The sequence below is a fragment of the Candidatus Limnocylindrales bacterium genome (genome assembly GCA_035571835.1).
Lineage (GTDB): Bacteria > Desulfobacterota > Binatia > UBA1149 > CAITLU01 > DATNBU01.
Genome location: DATNBU010000008.1, coordinates 176975 through 196544, shown reverse-complemented (window position 1 = coordinate 196544; position 19570 = coordinate 176975). Strand labels below are relative to the sequence as shown.

15 protein-coding genes are annotated in these 19570 nt (G+C 62.0%); 7 read left to right on the top strand and 8 right to left on the bottom strand.

Features of this window, described 5'->3' with window-relative positions:
- The first annotated feature begins 117 nt into the window (after positions 1-117).
- The 3 genes from VN634_02545 to VN634_02535 all read left to right on the top strand — a co-directional run bounded on the left by VN634_02545 (position 118) and on the right by VN634_02535 (position 5729).
- Positions 118-2007 (top strand): hypothetical protein, encoded by a 1890-nt coding sequence (locus VN634_02545; GenBank protein ID HXC49741.1) that lies wholly within the window; start codon positions 118-120, stop codon positions 2005-2007.
- A 102-nt stretch (positions 2008-2109) separates the two neighbouring features.
- On the top strand, positions 2110-3999 hold the full coding sequence (locus VN634_02540) for a propionyl-CoA synthetase (protein ID HXC49740.1): 1890 nt from the start codon (positions 2110-2112) through the stop codon (positions 3997-3999).
- A 242-nt stretch (positions 4000-4241) separates the two neighbouring features.
- On the top strand, positions 4242-5729 hold the full coding sequence (locus VN634_02535; GenBank protein HXC49739.1) for a hypothetical protein: 1488 nt from the start codon (positions 4242-4244) through the stop codon (positions 5727-5729).
- A gap of 117 nt (positions 5730-5846) precedes the next feature.
- Here the strand turns inward: VN634_02535 and VN634_02530 are convergent, their stop codons facing one another.
- The 4 genes from VN634_02530 to VN634_02515 all read right to left on the bottom strand — a co-directional run bounded on the left by VN634_02530 (position 5847) and on the right by VN634_02515 (position 9099).
- Positions 5847-6920, bottom strand: a complete 1074-nt coding sequence (locus VN634_02530; GenBank protein HXC49738.1) for an amidohydrolase family protein — start codon at positions 6918-6920, stop codon at positions 5847-5849.
- A gap of 171 nt (positions 6921-7091) precedes the next feature.
- On the bottom strand, positions 7092-7490 hold the full coding sequence (locus VN634_02525) for a hypothetical protein (protein HXC49737.1): 399 nt from the start codon (positions 7488-7490) through the stop codon (positions 7092-7094).
- A 97-nt stretch (positions 7491-7587) separates the two neighbouring features.
- Entirely contained in the window at positions 7588-8451 is an 864-nt protein-coding gene (locus VN634_02520; protein ID HXC49736.1) for a hypothetical protein, read from the bottom strand.
- Positions 8452-8961: 510 nt separating this feature from the next.
- Positions 8962-9099, bottom strand: coding sequence for a hypothetical protein (locus tag VN634_02515; protein ID HXC49735.1), 138 nt, complete (start codon positions 9097-9099; stop codon positions 8962-8964).
- A gap of 150 nt (positions 9100-9249) precedes the next feature.
- On the opposite strand from VN634_02515, the gene VN634_02510 reads away from it, so the two are divergent.
- Complete coding sequence (locus VN634_02510; protein HXC49734.1) at positions 9250-10158, top strand: hypothetical protein; 909 nt, start codon at positions 9250-9252, stop codon at positions 10156-10158.
- Positions 10159-10218: 60 nt separating this feature from the next.
- Here VN634_02510 and VN634_02505 read toward each other — a convergent pair whose 3' ends face one another.
- Entirely contained in the window at positions 10219-11427 is a 1209-nt protein-coding gene (locus tag VN634_02505; GenBank protein HXC49733.1) for a hypothetical protein, read from the bottom strand.
- Positions 11428-11550: 123 nt separating this feature from the next.
- Here VN634_02505 and VN634_02500 point away from each other — a divergent pair, with 123 nt between their 5' ends.
- From VN634_02500 to VN634_02490, 3 genes are all read left to right on the top strand, one after another.
- The gene (locus VN634_02500) at positions 11551-12342 is read left to right on the top strand and encodes a hypothetical protein (protein HXC49732.1); all 792 of its coding nucleotides are present in this window, start codon (positions 11551-11553) and stop codon (positions 12340-12342) included.
- On the top strand, positions 12339-13034 hold the full coding sequence (locus tag VN634_02495) for a hypothetical protein (protein HXC49731.1): 696 nt from the start codon (positions 12339-12341) through the stop codon (positions 13032-13034). The genes VN634_02500 and VN634_02495 overlap by 4 nt, the downstream gene beginning before the upstream one ends.
- A gap of 292 nt (positions 13035-13326) precedes the next feature.
- Positions 13327-14280 (top strand): hypothetical protein, encoded by a 954-nt coding sequence (locus tag VN634_02490; protein ID HXC49730.1) that lies wholly within the window; start codon positions 13327-13329, stop codon positions 14278-14280.
- 1381 nt (positions 14281-15661) lie between these two features.
- Here the strand turns inward: VN634_02490 and VN634_02485 are convergent.
- The 3 genes from VN634_02485 to VN634_02475 form a co-directional block, all read right to left on the bottom strand.
- On the bottom strand, positions 15662-16954 hold the full coding sequence (locus VN634_02485; GenBank protein HXC49729.1) for a DUF1329 domain-containing protein: 1293 nt from the start codon (positions 16952-16954) through the stop codon (positions 15662-15664).
- A 136-nt stretch (positions 16955-17090) separates the two neighbouring features.
- Positions 17091-18311, bottom strand: coding sequence for a hypothetical protein (locus VN634_02480; protein HXC49728.1), 1221 nt, complete (start codon positions 18309-18311; stop codon positions 17091-17093).
- A gap of 105 nt (positions 18312-18416) precedes the next feature.
- Entirely contained in the window at positions 18417-19274 is an 858-nt protein-coding gene (locus tag VN634_02475) for a DUF1566 domain-containing protein (GenBank protein ID HXC49727.1), read from the bottom strand.
- Positions 19275-19570 lie beyond the last annotated feature (296 nt).

Here is a 19570-nt window from a genome sequence, read left to right as displayed (position 1 = left end):
CTGTTTATGTATTGAGAAAGCGATGATGAACCGTTAGTTGGGCGCCCCGAAATGCGAAGCACGCGAGCTTCGCATTTACGCATCGTGTCGTGGCTGGACGCAGCCACCGGGGGCCGCATGAAACAATCCTTCGTACGCATCACAAGTGCGGCGGTTGCAATCGTCGCGATTGCGACCGTCTCGTTGTCTTCGTTTGAGAGCTGGACGATCGAGAGCGCATCCGCGGCCGCTGGCTGCGCGCCTTCTCCGCTCGGAGCCTGCAACGGCATCGACGGGACGAAGAGCTCGGCGCTGCTCGACATCAGCGCGGCAACCGACGGCAGCGCGTTCATCGCCGGCAAAGGCAAACTCAAGCTGAAGATCAAAGGCCTCGTCGACGCGAGTCTCGAAAGCCTCGGTGCACCCGGCGGCACCAGTTCGGCAGACGCGACGATGACCGACGATCTGGAGGCCTGCATCTACGACCAGGGCGTGCTCGCGCTCGACATTCCGATCGACGCCGGTGCGTCTGGCTGGAGCTGCGTCAAAGACAAAAAATGCAGCTTCAAAGGCACCGAGCCGTCGGGGCTCGCCGGCGTCAGCCTCCTGGCCGATACCAAAGCCGACGACAACGAGAAGTCGGCGATCCAGATTGCTCTATCTTCCAAGGATGCGCCGGGCGGAAGCTCGCTGATCGAAACGCAGAATCCATGGAGCGTCGGCGCGAGCTCCGACGTCTTCGATGGCGTCGCCGGTGACCTCATCGTCCAGGTCGTCAATACGTCGAGCGGCGCGTGCTGGTCCGTCAACGTCGGCGGCAACGGTGCCGGCGTCGATTCGTCCAAGAGCAAGAACACGGGGATCGCGAGCAAAAAGCCGCACCTCAGCGCTAAGGTCAAGATCGTGCCGGGCCTGTGCAGCAATCCGTCCGATCCGCAGTGCCTGCAGTGCCCGGCCGGCTCGCGTCGGGACGGCGCGATCTGCGTAGACTGCACGGCGGTTCCAGGATGCGCGTCGGTGACCTGCACCAGTGGTTCCGATTCGGCCTGCGGCCAATGCCAGGCGGGCTATTACCTGTCCGATGGCAGCTGCCCTGCGTGCACGGATGTCGCGCACTGCATGGGCGCAGAAACCTGCACATCGGCAGACAATTCGCGCTGCAGCCAGTGCCAGAACGGTTACTGGAACGATTCGAGCGGAACGTCCGACTCGTGCCAGCTATGCACGGCGATCGACTACTGTACGAGCCAGATCACGTGTACGGACGCGCTGACGTCGAGATGCGACGCTTGTTCTTCCGGACACTACCTCGACACGACCGCGCGACCCGCATCGGACAGCTGTCCCGCCTGCACGGATATCACCGGATGCACCAGCCAGGAATCCTGCTCGAACGGATCCGATTCCCAGTGCGCGAGCTGCACCGCGGGTAGGTACCTCGACGAATCCGGAACAGCCGACACGTGCCCTGGCTGTTCGCAGATCGCGCACTGCCTGGACGCTTTGATCACCTGCGACAGCAGCACGAGCTCGATGTGCAGCAGCTGCCAGTCGGGCTACTACCGCTTCCAGCAACCGGGCGCGTCCGATGAGTGCCGCGCGTGCACGGCTTCTCCGCATTGCGTCTCGGCCGTGACATGTACGAACGCGTCCGACTCGAACTGCGTCCAGTGTGCAGCGGGCTATTACGTTTCGAACGGGAGCTGCGTCGCGTGTATGGACGTCGCGTCGTGCGCAGTCCAGGAAACCTGCACGTCGGCGACCGATTCGCAGTGCCAGCAGTGCCTGTCCGGCTATTGGCTCGACGGTTCGGGCTCAGCGGACACGTGCACGCAATGCAGCGGCGTCAGTCACTGCACCAGCCCGCTCACCTGCAGCACTGCCGCCGATTCGACATGCACATCGTGCGAGTCGGGCTACTACCTGACAAGCTCCGGCGGAGCATCGGTCTGCGCGGCGTGCACCGCGATTCCTGGTTGCGTGGGGTTCGTCACCTGTACGAACGCATCGGATTCGGTGTGTCACTGATTCGAAACGGGGACAGGCACTGATTTCGGACATCGGGAGCTGTCCCCGATGTTCAGACGGCAGGGTTTGACGACAGCGGCGGTCCCGGGTTACAGGCCGCGCATGGGCGAATACGAAAAGCAGTACCGCCAGTCGCTTGCAGACCCTGAGCGCTTCTGGGCCGACGCCGCGCGCGACGTCCACTGGGACACCCCGTACTCTCAGGTACTCGACAGCAAGGACGCACCGCTCTACCGCTGGTTCGCGGGCGGTACTCTCAACACCTGCTACAACGCTTTGGACGTGCACGTCGAGCGCGGTCGCGGCGAACAGCCCGCGCTGATCTACGACAGCCCGGTCACGGGCGTGAAGCGCACGCTGAGCTACCGCGAGCTGCAGGACAAGGTCGCGCGCTTTGCGGGAGGCCTGCAGGGTCTGGGCGTCGGCCGCGGCGACCGCGTGCTCATCTACATGCCGATGGTCCCCGAGGCTGTGATCGGCATGCTCGCGTGCGCGCGGCTTGGCGCGATTCATTCGGTGGTGTTCGGCGGTTTCGCGCCCGCCGAGCTGGCCAAGCGCATCAAGGATGCGAGTCCGCGCGTGATCCTCTCGGCCTCGTGCGGAATCGAACCAGGCCGCGTGCTCGCGTACAAGCCGCTGCTCGACGAGGCGATCACCCTTTCCGGCGCAGCGCTGGAGCACTGCGTGATCCTGCAACGCGAGCAGCTGCATGCCGAGCTCGGCGCCCGCGACGTGCCGTGGGAACGAGTGGCCGAGGCCGAGCCCGCGCCATGTACGCGCGTCGCTGCGACCGATCCGCTCTATGTGCTGTACACCTCCGGTACGACCGGCGTACCGAAAGGCGTCGTACGCGACAACGGCGGTCACGCGGTCGCGCTCAAATGGAGCCTCCGCCACGTGTACGGCATGCAGCCCGGCGAAGTATTCTGGGCGGCATCCGACATCGGCTGGGTCGTCGGCCACTCGTACATCGTCTACGCGCCGCTGCTGCTCGGCTGCACCACACTCCTTTATGAAGGCAAGCCGGTCGGAACGCCGGACGCCGGAGCGTTCTGGCGCGTGATCGCCGAACACGGCGTGCGAACGCTGTTCACCGCGCCGACTGCCTTCCGCGCGATCCGCAAGGAAGACCCGCACGGCGAGCTGATGCGGCGTTACGACCTTTCCGGTCTGCGCGCGCTTTTCCTGGCCGGTGAGCGCGGAGATCCTGCGACCATCGCGTGGGCGGAGGACAAGCTGAAGATTCCGGTCGTCGATCACTACTGGCAGACGGAGACCGGCTGGCCGGTTGCCGCCAACTGCCTCGGCATCGAGGAGCTTCCGGTCAAGCACGGCTCGCCGACCAAGGCAGTTCCGGGCTACGACATCCGCGTACTCGACGAGGAAGGCGACGAAGTCGCGCGCGGTGAGACCGGCGCGATCGTGATCAAGCTTCCGCTGCCGCCCGGCTGCATGCCGACGCAATGGCGTAACGACGAAGGCTTCAAGAAGTCGTACCTGAGCCACTTCCCGGGCTATTACGAAACTGCCGACGCCGGGTTCATCGATGACGACGGTTACGTGTTCGTAATGGCGCGCACCGATGACATCATCAACGTGGCCGGACATCGGCTGTCGACCGGCGGCATGGAAGAGATCCTCGCATCGCACCCGGACGTCGCCGAATGCGCGGTGATCGGTGTTGCCGACAAGCTCAAGGGCCAGGTGCCAGTCGGCCTCGCAGTGCTCAGCGCAGGCGTTGCGCGCGGCGCCGACGTGATCACATCCGAGTTGGTGCAGCTCGTGCGCGACAAACTCGGGGCGGTCGCGTCCTTGCGGCAGGTGCTGATCGTCAATCGTCTGCCGAAGACGCGCTCGGGCAAGGTGCTGCGCAAGACGATGCGCATGATCGCCGACGGAGAGACCCCGGCCGTGCCGGCCACGATCGACGATCCGGCGATCGTCGGCGAGATTGCCGACGCGCTGAAGGCGGCCGGTTATCCGCAACGCTGACTTTCCCCGGCAGCACGCAGCGGCGCGATGAGCTCGCTTCTGCGCCCGGTTGAAGTCCGGTACCGGGGACGAGCGCTCGCACGCTTACTCCGCGTTCAGACGTCGACTCGCGAGTCACTCGCAACTCGTGCGATGGCGCCTCGCCTTCTCGAAGAGTCGTTGACACAACTCGGACGGCGATGTTAGCGGTGGTTCGCCAAGGCGCACGAGAGCGCACCGCGGGTTGTCGGGAGGAGTAGATGTTGAACAATTCCAATTGCGTCCGGCGTCACATTCTTCTGGTCCTCGTGCCGGTTGTCGCCGTTCTCGCGGGATCCGGCAACGTGGCGCACGCCGCCGACCCGTGCACGAGCACAGCCGTCTCGGCAATCCTGTCCGCGTATCTGCAGCCGCTGGAGCTGGATCTGGACTGTGCGGTTTCGAGCTTTACGCACCCCGACCCGCAATGTGCCACGGACGCGGAATACCAGGCGCTGTACGATGCATTCGCTGCCGGGATCGCCGGCTCGTGCAGCGCCGAAGCCGATCAGTACTGCGCTGGCCGGGCATACTCTCAGTACGCGGATACGAGCAGACTCGCCATCACGATCGGGACGGCTTACGACAAGGCCGTCCTCAAGTGTCGCAAGGCCATGGCCGTCGGCAGCGTGAAGCTCGCAAAAAAGAGCACCGCGATACTGCAGGAATGCAACGAGAGAGCGCTGGCCGGCGAGACTGGCTACGGTCCGAACGGTGCGTCTTGTACCGACTCCCACGGTACGCCGCAGTCGAAAATCGCATCCGCCGAGGAAAAACTGCGCAAACGCATCATCAAAGGGTGCAGTGGTGCCGATCATGCCGTAGGTGGCGGCGATGATGTCAACGCGGTCGGCGACACATGCGCGTACAATCAGGAATGTTCGGCTGTGATCGACGATCTCGGCGATGCTGCCGATTGCGTGGTCTGCAACGTGGGACAGGACGTCGACCAGGCGGTAACCGGCGCGTTCGCGCTCCCGTTACCGGCGTTGACCGCCTGCAGGATCGACCTCGCCAGAAAGTACACGGGTCTTGCGCGAAAGAGCATCCAGTGGAAGTCCGATTGCCAGCACGACGTCATCTTTGACGGGGACGCGCCGCCTTGCCCGACGGTCGAGGTCCTCGCCAACGTGTCGGAGGAAGAAACGAACGTCGCGAGCTTCGTGGGAACGTCGTGCGCCGGCCTCGACCCTCAGGATGACCTCGGATTTCCTGAATCGTGTCCGGCCGTTGGGGACTGTGGCAGCATCGATGCCGCGACACTGTCCGGAACGCTCGATTGCCTGCGCTGCGTCACGTCCGAACGCACCGATGAGCTCGTTTCGAGCGCGTATGCCGCTGCGACGTTCGAAGCAACGTCTGAGCGAAAATACTGCAGGCGGGCCATCGGCGACCTCGCCGACGATTTCGCCCGCAGAAAATTAAGCTTACTCGAGCTGTGCGAAAGCGACCACACATGCGGCCAGACGTCGGCATCCTGCCCCGACGACTTGACGACGAGCGATATCGCCGACGAACGCGCGTACGGCAGCGAAAGCATTGTGGACGCGTGTACAGCGAGCGATCCGCAGGATCTCGGCTTCCCGACCTCGTGCCCGGACGTTGCGGGTTGCGGCGGCATGCCCACGGAAACCAGGGACGAGCTCATCACGTGCCTGACGTGCATCAGTGACAACGTCGTGGACGAGCTTCGCGCACTGTACGTTCCTTAGCAGGCGCGAAGCTCACGCATTTGAGCGTGGCCGCGCAGACGCCGTCCGCGTTCGGCCCGGCCGAACAAAAGACGGCCCGCCTCTTTCCGGAGCGCGGGCCGTTTCTTCACGAGCAGATTATCGCGCGGTGTACAGCGCCGGATCGAGGCGATACGCGCGCGCGGCCGTTGCCGCAAAAAGCTCGCGTTTCTCGTCCGCCGAGTATCCGGCGGCGGTGCGTTTGAGCGCATTCCAGAGCACGCGATAACTGCACGTGTAGCCGTCGACCGGATAGTTGCTTTCGAACATTCCCCTCGCCGGCCCGAACGCTTCGATGCACTCGTCGATGTACGGCTTCCATGCTGCCGCCAGTTCCTCGGAGCTTTTGGGCCGGTTGCCGTACGACCACGGGAAGCCGGCGAACGGCATCGCGAGCCCGCCGAGCTTGACGAAAACGTTTTCGCAGGCCGCGAGCGCGCGCATGCTCTGTTTCCACTCGCCGAATCGCTCGTCGAGTCGCCCGCGATACGCGCCGATGCCGAGCGGTGTTCCGACGTGGTCGAGCACGATGGTGGTGGTGGGAAATGCTCGCGCGAGATCGACGAGATCGGCCAGCTGCGGCTCGAGCAACCAGGCATCGAACGAAAGGCCGAGCTTCGTCAGCGCTGCAAAGCCTTCGCGGAATTTCGCGTCGCGATAGAGTCCGTCCGGCGCGCGGCCGGCAAGCGGCCCGAGGACTGCAAAGTCTTCGTCGAACGACGCACTCTGGCGGATTCCGCGAAAACGCGCGGGAGCTGCGTTGATGTGTGCCTGCAGCACTTCCTCGACTCGCGATCCCATTGTGAGGTCGGCGTGGCCGATGATCGCTGCACACGCGCGCACCGGACCATAGATTCCGCTGGCCGTCATGGCCGCGACGCCGTTTACGAACTCGGTCTCCCCGATGCACTGCAGCTCCGCCGGCCCGTCCGCCCGGTACATCGCTCCGCACTCCAGGTAGACTGTCGCGCGAATGTCGTGGCCGCTTCGCAGGTCGGCGAGCAGCTCGTCGAAGAGATAGCGCGGCACTTCGCGCACGATGTCCATGAACGGATGCTCCATCGGCGGCAGGCTTTTCAGCAGCTCCTCGGGGCGATCCCACAGATGATGGTGCGGGTCGATGATCGCGAGATCGGGCTCGAGGATGGGTTCTTCGTCGTGCATCTGGCTCATCGGTGACTGGTTATCAGGCACCGAACGCGTGGCCAACGACGCTACGCCGGATAAGGCCGGCCTCGAGACAGGCCGACGAGCGCTTTAACTTTAATAAGGGAGCTCCGATGCAGGGACGCGGATGCGTGCGATTTTTTCGTCGAGGCCGGTCGCCAGCGCGGCGCGGCGGTTCTATTCGGGCGCCGGCTTCTCGCGAGCCGCTTCGCTTCCGCGCAGCGGCTCCATTCTGGCGTTCGCATCACTCTGAGGATTTTCGACGCGGCTCTCTACCCTGCTTACGAAGTCGCTGACCGCCGGGCTGGAGTAGACTCCGAATGCATCGGTCAGAGTTCCGCGGACGCCACTACGAGTCTCGATCGCGTACACGATCGACATATCGTCCGGGTCGGAAGCGCCTTCGAATCGCTCGACGCGCCGGATGATGACTTCGCTGGCGTCGAAATGCGCGCCGCTCTCCAGTCCGACGAGCTCTTTGCCGCGTACTGCGAAATGTTCCGTGAAACCCTGTTCGTCGAACGCCGCAATCACGTTCGACAGATTGCCTTCGCCGGCTGCTGTCGATGTTGCCATGGCAATCAGCCTTGCACCGCTGTCGGGCTGGAACCAGCATGCCACGCGACAAAGGGACTCGCTCGAGTCCGATCGCGACAGCGGGGTTAACGCCTGACTAGTGGCACGCGCAGAAACGCGAGAACGAGCTGTTCGTGGCGTCGCCGAGCGTCGGGTTCGTGTCGCGATAGATATGGGGCGGGGCGCCGTTGACCAGACTGCAGCCTACTCCGGTGGAAGTGAACGAGGTGTAGCTCCATGGAGTGGGCGCGGGTGGTGACGTATAGGAGGAGAAGATCGCCTGGGCCAGAGCCGAGCAGTTCTCGGCCGTACCGTCTGATCCGGCAAACGTCTTCGTCGCGGAGTCGTACGACATGCCCACGTTCGCGCACGTGTCCGTGCACGATGCGCCCTGGGCGCCGAATCGCCAGCAGGAACCGCCGAAGTTCTTCCCCGGGCACGCGAAACAGCTGGACGTGCTGGACGTGCAGCCCGCGCCGCACGATACCGTTCCATAGGGCGCCGCACCGGCGGTGGCGCCGTCGCAGGTCTGATCGCCGGGCGCGCCAAAGTCACAGTCCTCGTCCGCATCGATGATGCCGTTGCCGCAGCTGCCCGTAACGAGCTCGCCGCCTGCGAGAGCCGTGGCGATATTGCTCGTATGGCGATCGATCACCGACTTGTAGTCACTGGCGGCAAGTGCCGCGTCGGTGCAGGTCACGCCGGCACTCGATGCACTGTCGATCGCCTTCTGCCACGCTTCCGCGAATTTCGTTTCGCATTTGGCGATGGCGGCGTCGTACTTCGCCGTGTCGCCGGTTGAAACGACGCCTTTCCGGGCGGCCTGGCGACATGCGGCGTATTTTCCAGCGGCGGAATTCTTCGCCGCTTCGCACTTTTTCTCTGCAGTCGGGCCGGCGAGCGCTACGGTCGCGGTCAGTACCATCGCGGCAATTGCCGCCGCCATAATCGGCTTTCGCATTGGGAGCCCCGTTGCATGTGACCGGCCGCTCGGAAGAATTTTTCCGCGGCCACCGAAGCGCCCCATGCATTTCAGGCACCCGACCAGGAAGTGGTACCGAAGATGACGGTTCGCACGCGCGAAAGCGAGTGGAAAATCAGGCGCATCGCGAATCGACGACGGACACGTGCCGCGCTTAGGGACTCGAAGTACCGGCCACAGCTTCGTTATCCCGCCGCTGCCATCTTCTGACGCGCTGCTCTGTCCTCGGCAGGTGTCGCCGGATGGTCGAGCATCGCGGCGACGTCCGCATCGCTCCTGCGCAGCATTGCTTCGCCCATTGCGCGCATCTCATCTGGAAACAGCAGCCCCTCACGCGCTGTACGTATTGCGTGCCCCAAGCGACGCGCGTCCCTACTGAACAGCCGAAGCCGAAGCGCACGGACCTCCGGCCGCCGTCCCCGAAAAGTGGAAGAATGTGCTCGGCGCGAGGATGTGTTCGTAAGAGAACGTGCCGCCGGACAGCGAGGGCTACGGAATTTCGATCTGGCCGATCTGGGCGGGGCCCGGACCTGGGATGACCGCGCTGCCCGCCGAGGATGCATCCGCTGCGGCGGCATCGACGCGATCGGCCGAGCGTGCGTCGTCGTGGTGGATCGCAGCCGGCACGTGCGCTCATTCGCAACAGCGCCGCGATTATTGACACAAATATGGACTTCGATACCGTCGGCTTCACGACTCCGCTTGCGCTTCATTCCGTAGAGACATTCGCGATTATCATTCGTCCATACAGCACGCAGAGTCAGGGGAGGACACACCATGAACAAGGCATTCGTCATCGTCTCTCTCGGCATCGCACTGATGATCGGAAGCGGCGCGAGCGCGCTGGCGGGCAAGCGCGACGGCACGTCGTGCCGTAACAGCAAGAGCTGCAGCAGCAAGATCTGTCAGATCCCGCCGGGGCAGAAGGCCGGTACGTGCTGCGTCCGCCAGGACTGCGCTGCGCAAGCGGCGCAGTGCGGAGTCGTCGACGACGGCTGCGCGGCGCAGATCGACTGCGGAAGCTGCGGCCCGAACTTCGACTGCGTTTCCAACACCTGCCCCGGAACGATGTGCGGTGGATGGCCCGTCATCTCCGGTGCCTATCCGGACGGCAGTTACAAGAACTCCTGCGACAGTTGCAGCGTGGAAAACTGCTTTCTCAGCTGCACTTGTTACGACTTTTCCAGTCAAGGCCACCTTACAACTGTCGACGTCGCCGACTGCCCTGCCGCGACCAGCGACATCTCCAATGAAAACGGAGTGCTCACCTGCAAACCGGATAGCTCAGGCCCATGCCCTTCCGGCATGGTGATCTCCGGCGACCATTGCTGGACGCTCTCGGATGCCTACCAGAGTTGCACCGAAGCTTGTACGGCAAAAAGTTTGACGTGCGACGAGACCGCCGTCCAGGCCGTCGGTTCTTCGGGCACAAATGCGGACTGCAGCGACATTATCGATGTGCTCGTCCCGTCCGGAGCGCCGTGGACGGCCGATGCATACGACCTGACCGGTTGCGGAGACCCGGAGAGGAATTCGATCGGCTGCGTGATCCAGCCGAGCTTTCCCTTCGTGAAGCGAGTGCTGCACTCGATCGCGACCACGTGCAATGCCGACAACGGCGACGCCGGCTGTCTGCTCGGCGGACTTCCGCAGAGAGCGTGTCCGTGCAGCGTGCCGGCGCCGTGACGAAGCGGCTGTTCGGGTAGAGAAGCGCGGCAGGATCCGAGCGGCTCGTGCCGACTCGGGTCACTGCCACGCATCGGGCGGCAGCGACAACGAGTCGAACGACAGCATCGTTGCCGCCTCGGCCGATGGAACCTCTCTCGCCCCAGCGTCATCGACGACGAAGTAGCGCTTCGTCGTCGCGCCCGGCTCGTGCGCCGGCGATTCGACAGTGAAGTGAATCGCCGAGGGCAATGTCCTCACGCGAAGCACAGCGCGCGGCGGCGCCTCCGGCCCCATCTCCTGAGCAATCCGCACGAGCCGCGCAGACCGCACGTCGGGAAGCTCGCGAAGGCGGCGAACGACATAAAGGAGATTGACCGTCGGCGAGAACCCGAGCGACACGGCTGTGTTGCGATCCGGATCGAGAACGACCGTGCAACCGCAGACCTCGTGGCAGAGCTGCTCGAGCCCGGGACTGACGGGAATCGGAAGTTTCTCGATGCGATCGTCGACGAGCTCGAGCGCGTCGATTCTCGACTGAAGCTCCGGAGCGAACTCGACGGCTACCGTCCGCGGGACGTACTCGAAGCTCCAGTCGCTCCCGACTTCCCCGAAAGCGGAGCGCAGTCGCGTACGCGCGTCGAACAGTCGCAGCGCGAGCGCACGCTGCATGTCGTACGGCCACCTCGGACCCGCGGCATCGCGCATGAGCAGGTCCGAGGCTTTCCACATGTCGGGGTCCATGTCGGCGTACGGAGACCATCTGCGCGCGAGCCAGAGCGGGGAGTCGCCGGATGGCTCGCAGTCGTACGGGTCCTGGCGCGCGTTCGCCGAAGGCGCGTCCGGCTCGACGGTTCCGACGGCGTGCCCCCGTTCCCTGCACTCGATTCGCTGCACGTCCATCGCGACGTCCGGAAAGACCGACCAGCCGATCCTCTGGAAATCGAGGATGCCGGTTGCGGCAACATCGCAGGCGCCGAAGTCCGATGGCGCGAAATCTCCGCGAAGCAGAACCTCGCCGGCTTCGGTTGCCGGGGCGTCGCCCGGGTACTGGGAGCGGCGCAGCAACGATATCGGGTTGTCGAGGTGTAGGACCGAAACGGTGAGCTCCTGATCCAGGAAACTCCGCTTTTCGACGGAGAGGTGGCCCGTGAGCCGGGCGTTCGCTCCGACGTAATGAGCCGCTGCGGCCGCGAATGCGCGGGCGCCGGTCACGAGCATCATCGCCGCGGCGAGCAGGCCGGCGGCGCAGGCTTGCCGGCCTTTCGCCGGCACGACGGGACGAGACATCCTGCTACTATTTCTGCGTCAGTCCGGCGGTGCCAGTCGAGGTTGCGCGGCGAGCGAGGAAATCGATTCGCGGCCGTACAGCTACCCAGTTCTTCAGCCTCGCCCCCCGTGTATCCTATCCCCGTGCCGTCTCTCCCAAACTTGCCATTCGTCACGCTAAGAAAGACCTTCCTTAAGTCGGCTGTCCTTCTCGGCCTGCTTCTCTTCGCTCACACGGCAACCGCTGGCGATCTCTGCGTCAACTATCTGTCCGAAGTCAGTTTCCGACCTCGCCAATGGTCTTTCACGTCCTTCAACCCTCGAACCAAAGAATCTGTTGTCGTAGCGAGCATCGATTCGCCTCCGTATGAAGTGAAGTGGGACAAGAACTTTGCCGCACTTACATACACAGCGGCGGGCGGGACGTATCGACTCAACTGGAAGAAGGCTGCTGCTCCAACTCGCATTTCTCGAAAAGTTCAGACGCTCTCAGTACCCGACAAGCCACCACAGCTAGGAAAAGTTTGGGATGCCGATGGGCCGGGTTCCAGCTTCGATGCACCGGGTTCCCACTTCGATGCGCCTGCTCACCGCAAGATCGATGTGGGGTTCGTGGAGGGGTGCAATTACGGACACTTCGGCACCCCGGCAACTTGGGAGAATACCGAAACCGGAGAGAAGAAAGTTTTATATGACGAAGCGGATGGCGATTACTTGAACGGAACGACCCAGCTTCAGATATCGACAGCAGACTCTTTCATACTAATGAGCGTCGAGTACGTAGGTAACGACGCTATCCTCGCAGACATGAATACGGGAGAGATCGTGTTGAAAGCCGGAACGCCAGAGCATCGATCCATGGCGGTGGGCTGGGGACAATGTCCATCAGTAGCTAGCGACCTGAGACTTCCGAAAGCCACAGAAAAGAACCGATGAAACGCCTCGTTGCAATGGCACTGCTCTTGATCGCCAGTACCGCAACGGCTGGCGAACTCTGCGTGAACTACGTTTCTGAGGTCCACGATTGGCGTCCTATAGAAATGGCCTTCGTGTCCTTCAATCCACGGAGTCGAGAATCCCTGACCATCGCCAAGATCAATTTCTTGCCCGCTGTAGTCGCTTGGCACACGCAGTTCGGAGCGGTGACATACAAAGACCCGGCTTATAACACGGCTTTCAAGCTGGAATGGAAGTCAGGCGCTGTTCCTACCCTACTCTCTCGCACCAGCCGCTGGGTTCCGTCGCCCGCAAAGCCAGAACAGGAAGTTGAAAACTGGGACTATGATTCACCGAAAGCGGTCTGCAATGGAAAGAATGGCGCCGACCCTCCGTGTCTGACCGCTCCCGATGTGCCCAATCACGTAGAAATCCATTTTGGAGAAGCCGGAGGCTGTTTGGAACCACTTTCGTTCTCAGGTCCGGTAACCTGGATGAACACGCAGACCGGAGAGAAGAAAAACTTGTACCCAGATGTTGTGGGTCAGATATCGACTGCCGACAACTTCATGCTGATCGCAGGTACCGAGCCGGTCGTTGCAGACTTAAATACGGGGGAGATAGTCCTGAAAGCCGGAACTCCAGAGCATCGTTCACTGTGGGCTGCTTGGGGAAGCTGCCCTACAAAGTGATTCCGTCATCCTCGTCATCCAATTGCCGTCCGGGCGCTTGCTGACGAGACAGTAGCCCCGTCCGTACGCGCCATAGCAATTGCTATCGGACTCGACGACGACGCAGCACGAATCGATGCTGCCACCGGCCGAGAAGGCGCGTCTTTCGTGCCCGCAGGACCGCGGCCGGGCCGGCGCCGGCATCGGTAAACGTGTAAGGAACGTGTAGGTTCGGTGAGGACTCCGGGACGGCCGAGGCGGTAGCTTGCGAACATCCAGACGCACAACGGTGCGTTTTCAAAAGGAGTTCGCCATGAGCCAGCACCCGAGCCTCTCCACCATCACAACCGCCACCGTTTTCGGCAGCATGGACCTTGTGCGGGCCTTCTCGCGCCGGTCTTCCGTCGTCCGAGCCGCGCTCCTGGTCCTTTCGTGCGCCGTCTCCTTCCCGCCTGTCGCGTTCGCCAAGACCACCGAAGTTCCGCCGGGAGCAGGAACCCTGCAGGCGGCCATCGATGCTGCGGCGCCGGGCGATCGTCTCGTCCTCGCGACGTTCGGTCTCTACTCCCCCGGCATCGTCATCGACAAGCCACTCAGGATCCAAGGCAACGGCGCGACAATCGACGCAGAGTGCACGTCGGCGGTCGGAATCGACATCGCATCCGACCGGGTGAAGCTGTCGAAGCTCGGCACCACTCGTGCAACTCAGACCGGGATCCGCATCGTCGACCACACGCGGATCAGCCTGGACTTCGTCAGTGTGTCGCTCTTTACGATCAGGGAAGACTACGCATGCGGAACCGAAGAGACGGCGATCGAGATCGCCGGTTCCGTAGACGACGTGAAGCTTTCCGGCGTCGTGGTCACCGAGGATCAGTCGGCCTTCGAGATCGGGCTCCATCTGCACGACATCCCGGTCGACTCGACAATCCTGCTCAAAGGGAAGGGTCGAGCAATCAACTGGTTCGACGGCACCGAGGCTGGAGTCCTGATCGAGAACTGCGGGGCCGGATCGGCGGTCGGCGGCAGCGGCATTCTCATGCAGCGGAGCGGCCTCCCCGGCGACACGGACGCGCTTCGACTCGTGAACACGGACGGCGTGCTGGTCAAGAGAAACATCTTCTTCGGCGGTGGGGTCTCAATCGATGCGAACAGCGACCTCAACCGGTTCGAAAACAACGACTCCGACACGTCCGTGCCGCTGGACGACCTGGGAACCGGAAACTGCGGCCGAGAAAACCCGTTCACGATGTCGACCTGCAACTAGGCCCCCGGCCGCCGCGCGCGTCGAAGGAGAGACCTCCGTGGGCAGGCGCTTCGCACACCTGCTGCACGCCGAGGCGATCGCGGACCTCGTCGATGCGCGCATGGCGGCCGGCGCAAAAAAACCCGTGGCATCAGCTCCAGGGTCGCGCTTTCCTGCGAGCTCGACGCCCTGCGCAGCGCCATGATCGCCGTGCTCTCGCGGAAAAAAGCGCGCCCGGCTGGATTCGAACCAGCGACCACCGGCTTAGAAGTAAGTTTGAGGGGGATGAGGAACCAGAACAGTAACGAGAGCTTCCAAACGAGACCGCGCGGATAGCTACCCAGCACTTTCCATGGGTTTAGATCAGATACCGCCCGTTTCAATGGCTAACTGACACCGGAATGGATACCGCCCGTTCCCGCTAGATTGAGCCGAGATCAGCGTGGTAATGACAGTCGCCGTGGAATCGGATCGGCGTCACATGGTCAGCATACCGACCCGTGTTCTGCATTACGCCGCCGTCGGCCTTCTGGCGGTGCAGCCGGTTTGCTCCGTCCGCAATGCCCACGCAGCGAACATGGCATCCCTGGATTGCTTCCAGAACGGATACCGCCTCGGGTCGGCCATCAACTCTCTCCCTGCCGAACCTTGGTCCTCCGACGAGCGTCTAGTATACGACGCTCTGGCGACGTCGTCTTCAATCACACAGCTAACCCAACCCGAACTCGATAAGTTCCGCGACGACCTCCTCATGGCGCAGTCGCGCCTAGGCGTCGCTTTTCCAGAAACCCTCAGGTCAGTCGTGCGTCTGGAGTACGAAACGACCAGACTGGTCGTCCACTTCTCCGACTCGGTGCAACAGACGATCAATGCCAGAGGCCCACGCACTAACTTTCCAGTTCCATTCTCGGAACGACTCGAAGCGGTCTGCCGCGAACTTTGCCAGTGCTGGATAGAACCGGCGCGGGACGTCGATAGGACGAACCACGTCTACTTCGGTCGGGGAACCAATCTGCTTTTCGCTGCTCGTGGACTACGAACGGTTCCAGAGGTCATCGCGGCCGGTCTCTCGCGAGGCGTCTACTATCAGCCAGATTACGGTCGCGAAGCAGATCCGTCGCAACGATTGTCGGCTCGCATCACATCGGGCGGATTTCTATTTCAGCTTTCAACAACCGGCACCGCAGCGGCGCCCGGCAGCACCTACTACGAGGTCACCGTCGAGCGAGTGCACCGCCTATCCGCGGCGGAGGTCACAAAAAGGAAGATCGCGAAGCTCTTCGCGATCCCTGATGATGCATGGGCCCCGCCGACGGAGCCCCGAGATACAACGATACCCTGTTCGCCAACTACTGGAGCATCCTCCATTCGACGTTGAACACGTGATGCCCGACGAGTTGATTCAGGGGCGCATCGGAAGGCGATGAGAATTGTCGCGGTCGGGATGGACTGGATGGTTGGCCTCACAACCCTCGGGGGTAGTGCTCTGGCAAACCTCATATGTCCCTTCGGAGGTGTCGCCTTCGTTCAGGAAGTAGGCGCCCTCCCCGCTCGTGCTGCCGGGCATGGAGCACGCCGTCCGCTTACCGGCGCGCACGTCGATCATCGCCGTGGAAACGATGACGTTCCCGCCGTCAGGAACACGATCGAACAGATAGCTGCCAATCCATGATTTCCACAACTCGCCGGTGTTGTCGTACAGATCGGACGAGACGATTCGATACGTCTCCCGGTCCAGATAGATCACTCGCTTCGAGTACACATACGCCGAATCACGAGGTTTCCCTTCGATCATCCAGACCGGGCGGGGCTCCCACGCGGCGTCTACGAAGTAGTTCACTGGTTCGGAACTCCAACGCACTGGGATTGCATCCACGCGAAAAGGAGCGAGCACGGACTTCTCACCGAGCAGTTTCCATTCGAACGTGGCAACCTGACCAGCGAACCCGCCGAAGCTGTCCAGGTCGATGTCCTGTCCAAGCTGCGCCTCCGATCTTTCCGCCGAAGACAGCCTGCGAACTCGACGCAGTTGCGGAAGATATAGCCACGTGTCGGACGCCTTGTCTGCGGCCAGATAGTGGAACGCGTAAATCCCGGTTCCTTTCTGGTCGAACGGTTCGATGAGCGGATACAAGGCCTCCTTGTACCACACTCCATCAGTGTTCGACGACAGCGTCGGTTTCTTGTCAGTGTAGAGACGACCTGTGAAGTTAAGTCGCTGATAGTGCCTTAGCAGGTAGTGGCGATCTGATCGTGCCTGATCCTTTTCATGCAGAAGCGTACCGGTGTCGCATTCAATTCCCGTAACGTCCATGTCATCAACGACGTTGGCTCGCTCAAAGTTGAGCATCAGCTTGGTTGCCGCGAGGAGATCCGATGTCTCGACCGTCGCGAACGGAAGCCCGGCGACGTAGTTCTCCAGCCCGAGCGTCGGCGCAAGTTTCACGGCCCCCGAGTACCGCGCCGTCGCTTCGTCCGTCAGCCTCGGCAGCGTCGCCTTGCGATAGGTGCCGACGTTCAGTTCTCCGCCGTGTCGAACAACCCACGACAAGGAAGGAGTAAGGTGGGCTTCGAAGCGGCTTTCATTCGATTTGCCGACGATGGTGCCGGCCGTCGGCGTCTCGGCCTCTGCCAGGACGATGCGCTCTGACATGAGCCATAGGGCACACATGGCGAACGTCTGGACATATCGCATGCGGCTCTCCGGCATCACGGAGTCAGCTCACTCTCTCGCAGCCGAACGGTGCGGCAAAGACTTTCGAAAACGCACCCGCCGGATTCGAACCAGTGATCACGGAGGCGAGGACCCAGACACCCGGTTTTCACGAAGATCACCGCCAAACGTCGCCGGGAACCGGGAGCGGTTCGAAAGCTCGCTTGGCCTCCGCATCGTCCGGATACACCTCCTGAGCCCGCTGGTCATCCACCACGAAATACCTCTTCGTCGTTTTCGACTCGAGGTCCGTGGATTCGACCGTGAAGTGAAATCCAGACGGTAGCGATTTCACATGGAGCACGCTCTTACCCCTCAAGTCCGTGTATCGTGGTGGACGTCTCACGAGGCGTGCCATTTTGACGTCGGGAAGCTCGCGTAAATGACGGACCATATAGAACAGGTTCGTTGTCCGCGGGACTGACATGGGAACGACGCCGTCTCTCTTCTGGCCCGGCACAACCGTGCATCCACAGACCGACTCGCAGAGCGTTTCAAGCCCGGAGTCGAGTGGAGTCGGCAATCCCTGCGTACGGTTGTAGGGCACCGCGACTGCGTCGAACTGGACCTGAACTCGCGGAGAAAACTGCACTTCCAGCATCTCCGAGTAGTAATCAGGGTCCCACCGGGCGTACGTAACATCGAAAGTAGCAAAAAGACGGGTCTTCGCGTCGGCGAGCCTCTTCCAGAGGTGATCGAGCGAGTAGTCGGACCACCGCGGAGATACGCCTGATCGCATCAGCAGATCGGCGGCGACCCACCTCTCTTCGTCCATATTACCGAACGGGAGTTGACCCGCTGATCCAGCGATATGAATCGCAGAATATCGCGACGACGGTGCACACGTGTCGAACGCCGACCTCCAAGACTGCGGGTCGGACGTAAGGCTAGCGCTCTTCCCGGTCTCCTTACATTCGATTCGCTGCACCCACATCCCTACATCAGCAAGGATAATCCAACTAGCTCTTCCGGAACTATGGAGGGTACCAGTCGCGATGGTCGTACACGACACATACTCCGAGAAGTCGAGATCACCGAGGAGATGAATCTCTGTCGTTTCTTCAGGTCGGGCATCACCCGGATACTTCGACGGGTAGATCAAGGAGATCGGAGCTTCGAAATGAAGGATGGGGACACGGTGACTTGTGCCGATGTACTCACGGTCCTCCATCACGATTCGGCCGGTCACGCTGGTGGTGGCTCCCCATTCGTGATTTTCAGCAGCGGCTGCCAACCCTGCGTAGGAGAACGCAACCGCGGCGGCAAAAATTCCACCAGCCGTCGCCCGAATGCGAACACGGGCTCTCTGACCAATGTCCGCTTTCTTGCTGGCGTTCACACAACCACCTGTTCGCCCATACCATCACGAGTGTCGGCTTACCGTCGCCTCTAAAGTCATACGCCCTCTAAGCGGATAGCCGAATGGATCATTGGCGAGGAATGATCACGGGCCAGTACGAACCGCGCGAGCGTAATAGTCCCCAGCTTTGTTGCCGAGGAACTGGCCGCCGTAGCCCGTACCTGCGATCCATGCATTGAAAGGCCCAGCCACGACAGTCGATGAAGACCAGTAACCACCTCCGGCGTCACAACTGCACGCCGAACTGGTAAGGTCGGTGCAATTGGTCGCGCAGGCCTCCCCGTGAAATGCCACATTGAGCGCCGGTTCGTAGACGCCCAAGTCGATAATACTCACCAGTTCCGTAATGGTCGGTAGCCGCCAATCACGGTGTCCTGCAAAGCCGCAGGGACCGCCCGTGGTGCCGCAGTCGGCATTGGTCGCGCACGCAATCGCTGAGTTACCGCTGCACCTGCTGTTGAGTTGCTCAAGGAAGATTGTCTTCACGGTGCCATTGTAATCGGACGACGGCGACGCGTTCGCCGTCCATGTATAGACGTTGTTCACATAGTGAGGATCGGAACAGATACCCGATTCATCGTTGCAGGAATTCCAAGGAAACCCAGATTGAGCCTTCTTCTTTTCCCACACTAACCCCGTATTGATGTCGGTGATCGTTCCGTCGTGGCTATCGACGAACGCCTGCAATCTTCCGGGCCGGAGATCGCCGTCGTCGCCGTTTCCGTATGACGTAGTCTGGCCAGTCTGAACCGGAGTTGACGGCGCAGGGCACTTCAAGGGGGTCACCTGACCTACCGCGGCTTTCAATACCGCCTGGGCATCGCTGGCCGTCAGGGTGCCGCTCGCATTTACGTCACCGCAAACCGGATCCGCTGCATTCGCCGGCATCCGAAAGAAGAAGAGAACCGTCATAGCTGCGGCCGCCGCAATGCTTCTGATCATGATCGGTAAACCTCGAACGTGTCCGACCTTCGGATTCGACGGATCGGTTCTTGATTGAGAATCACCCCGGCGTCGCGTTAGAGGGTTTCGGGGCGACGATCGTCTCGCACCGATAGTATTGTCGATTTGTGACGTTGTTTCGCGCGAAACAACGCTTGTAGCGGAGACCGCCGTCCGCCAGTGGCTCAACCTCCGTAACAAACGGACCAACCGCCGCCGTCCCGCAGCCAGTAACGACAAGCAATCCGCACACGACAGCGAAAATTCTTGTGGTCATAGCTCACCGTTGATTGTCG

What these genes read in the sequence shown, in the direction of transcription:
- VN634_02510 (HXC49734.1), top strand. Translation starts at nt 9,250, where the DNA reads ATGAACAAGGCATTCGTCATCGTCTCTCTCGGCATCGCACTGATGATC.
- VN634_02525 (HXC49737.1), bottom strand. Translation starts at nt 7,490, where the DNA reads ATGGCAACATCGACAGCAGCCGGCGAAGGCAATCTGTCGAACGTGATT.
- VN634_02545 (HXC49741.1), top strand. Translation starts at nt 118, where the DNA reads ATGAAACAATCCTTCGTACGCATCACAAGTGCGGCGGTTGCAATCGTC.
- VN634_02520 (HXC49736.1), bottom strand. Translation starts at nt 8,451, where the DNA reads ATGCGAAAGCCGATTATGGCGGCGGCAATTGCCGCGATGGTACTGACC.
- VN634_02490 (HXC49730.1), top strand. Translation starts at nt 13,327, where the DNA reads ATGAGCCAGCACCCGAGCCTCTCCACCATCACAACCGCCACCGTTTTC.
- VN634_02475 (HXC49727.1), bottom strand. Translation starts at nt 19,274, where the DNA reads ATGATCAGAAGCATTGCGGCGGCCGCAGCTATGACGGTTCTCTTCTTC.
- VN634_02505 (HXC49733.1), bottom strand. Translation starts at nt 11,427, where the DNA reads ATGTCTCGTCCCGTCGTGCCGGCGAAAGGCCGGCAAGCCTGCGCCGCC.
- VN634_02485 (HXC49729.1), bottom strand. Translation starts at nt 16,954, where the DNA reads ATGCGATATGTCCAGACGTTCGCCATGTGTGCCCTATGGCTCATGTCA.
- VN634_02530 (HXC49738.1), bottom strand. Translation starts at nt 6,920, where the DNA reads ATGAGCCAGATGCACGACGAAGAACCCATCCTCGAGCCCGATCTCGCG.
- VN634_02540 (HXC49740.1), top strand. Translation starts at nt 2,110, where the DNA reads ATGGGCGAATACGAAAAGCAGTACCGCCAGTCGCTTGCAGACCCTGAG.
- VN634_02495 (HXC49731.1), top strand. Translation starts at nt 12,339, where the DNA reads ATGAAACGCCTCGTTGCAATGGCACTGCTCTTGATCGCCAGTACCGCA.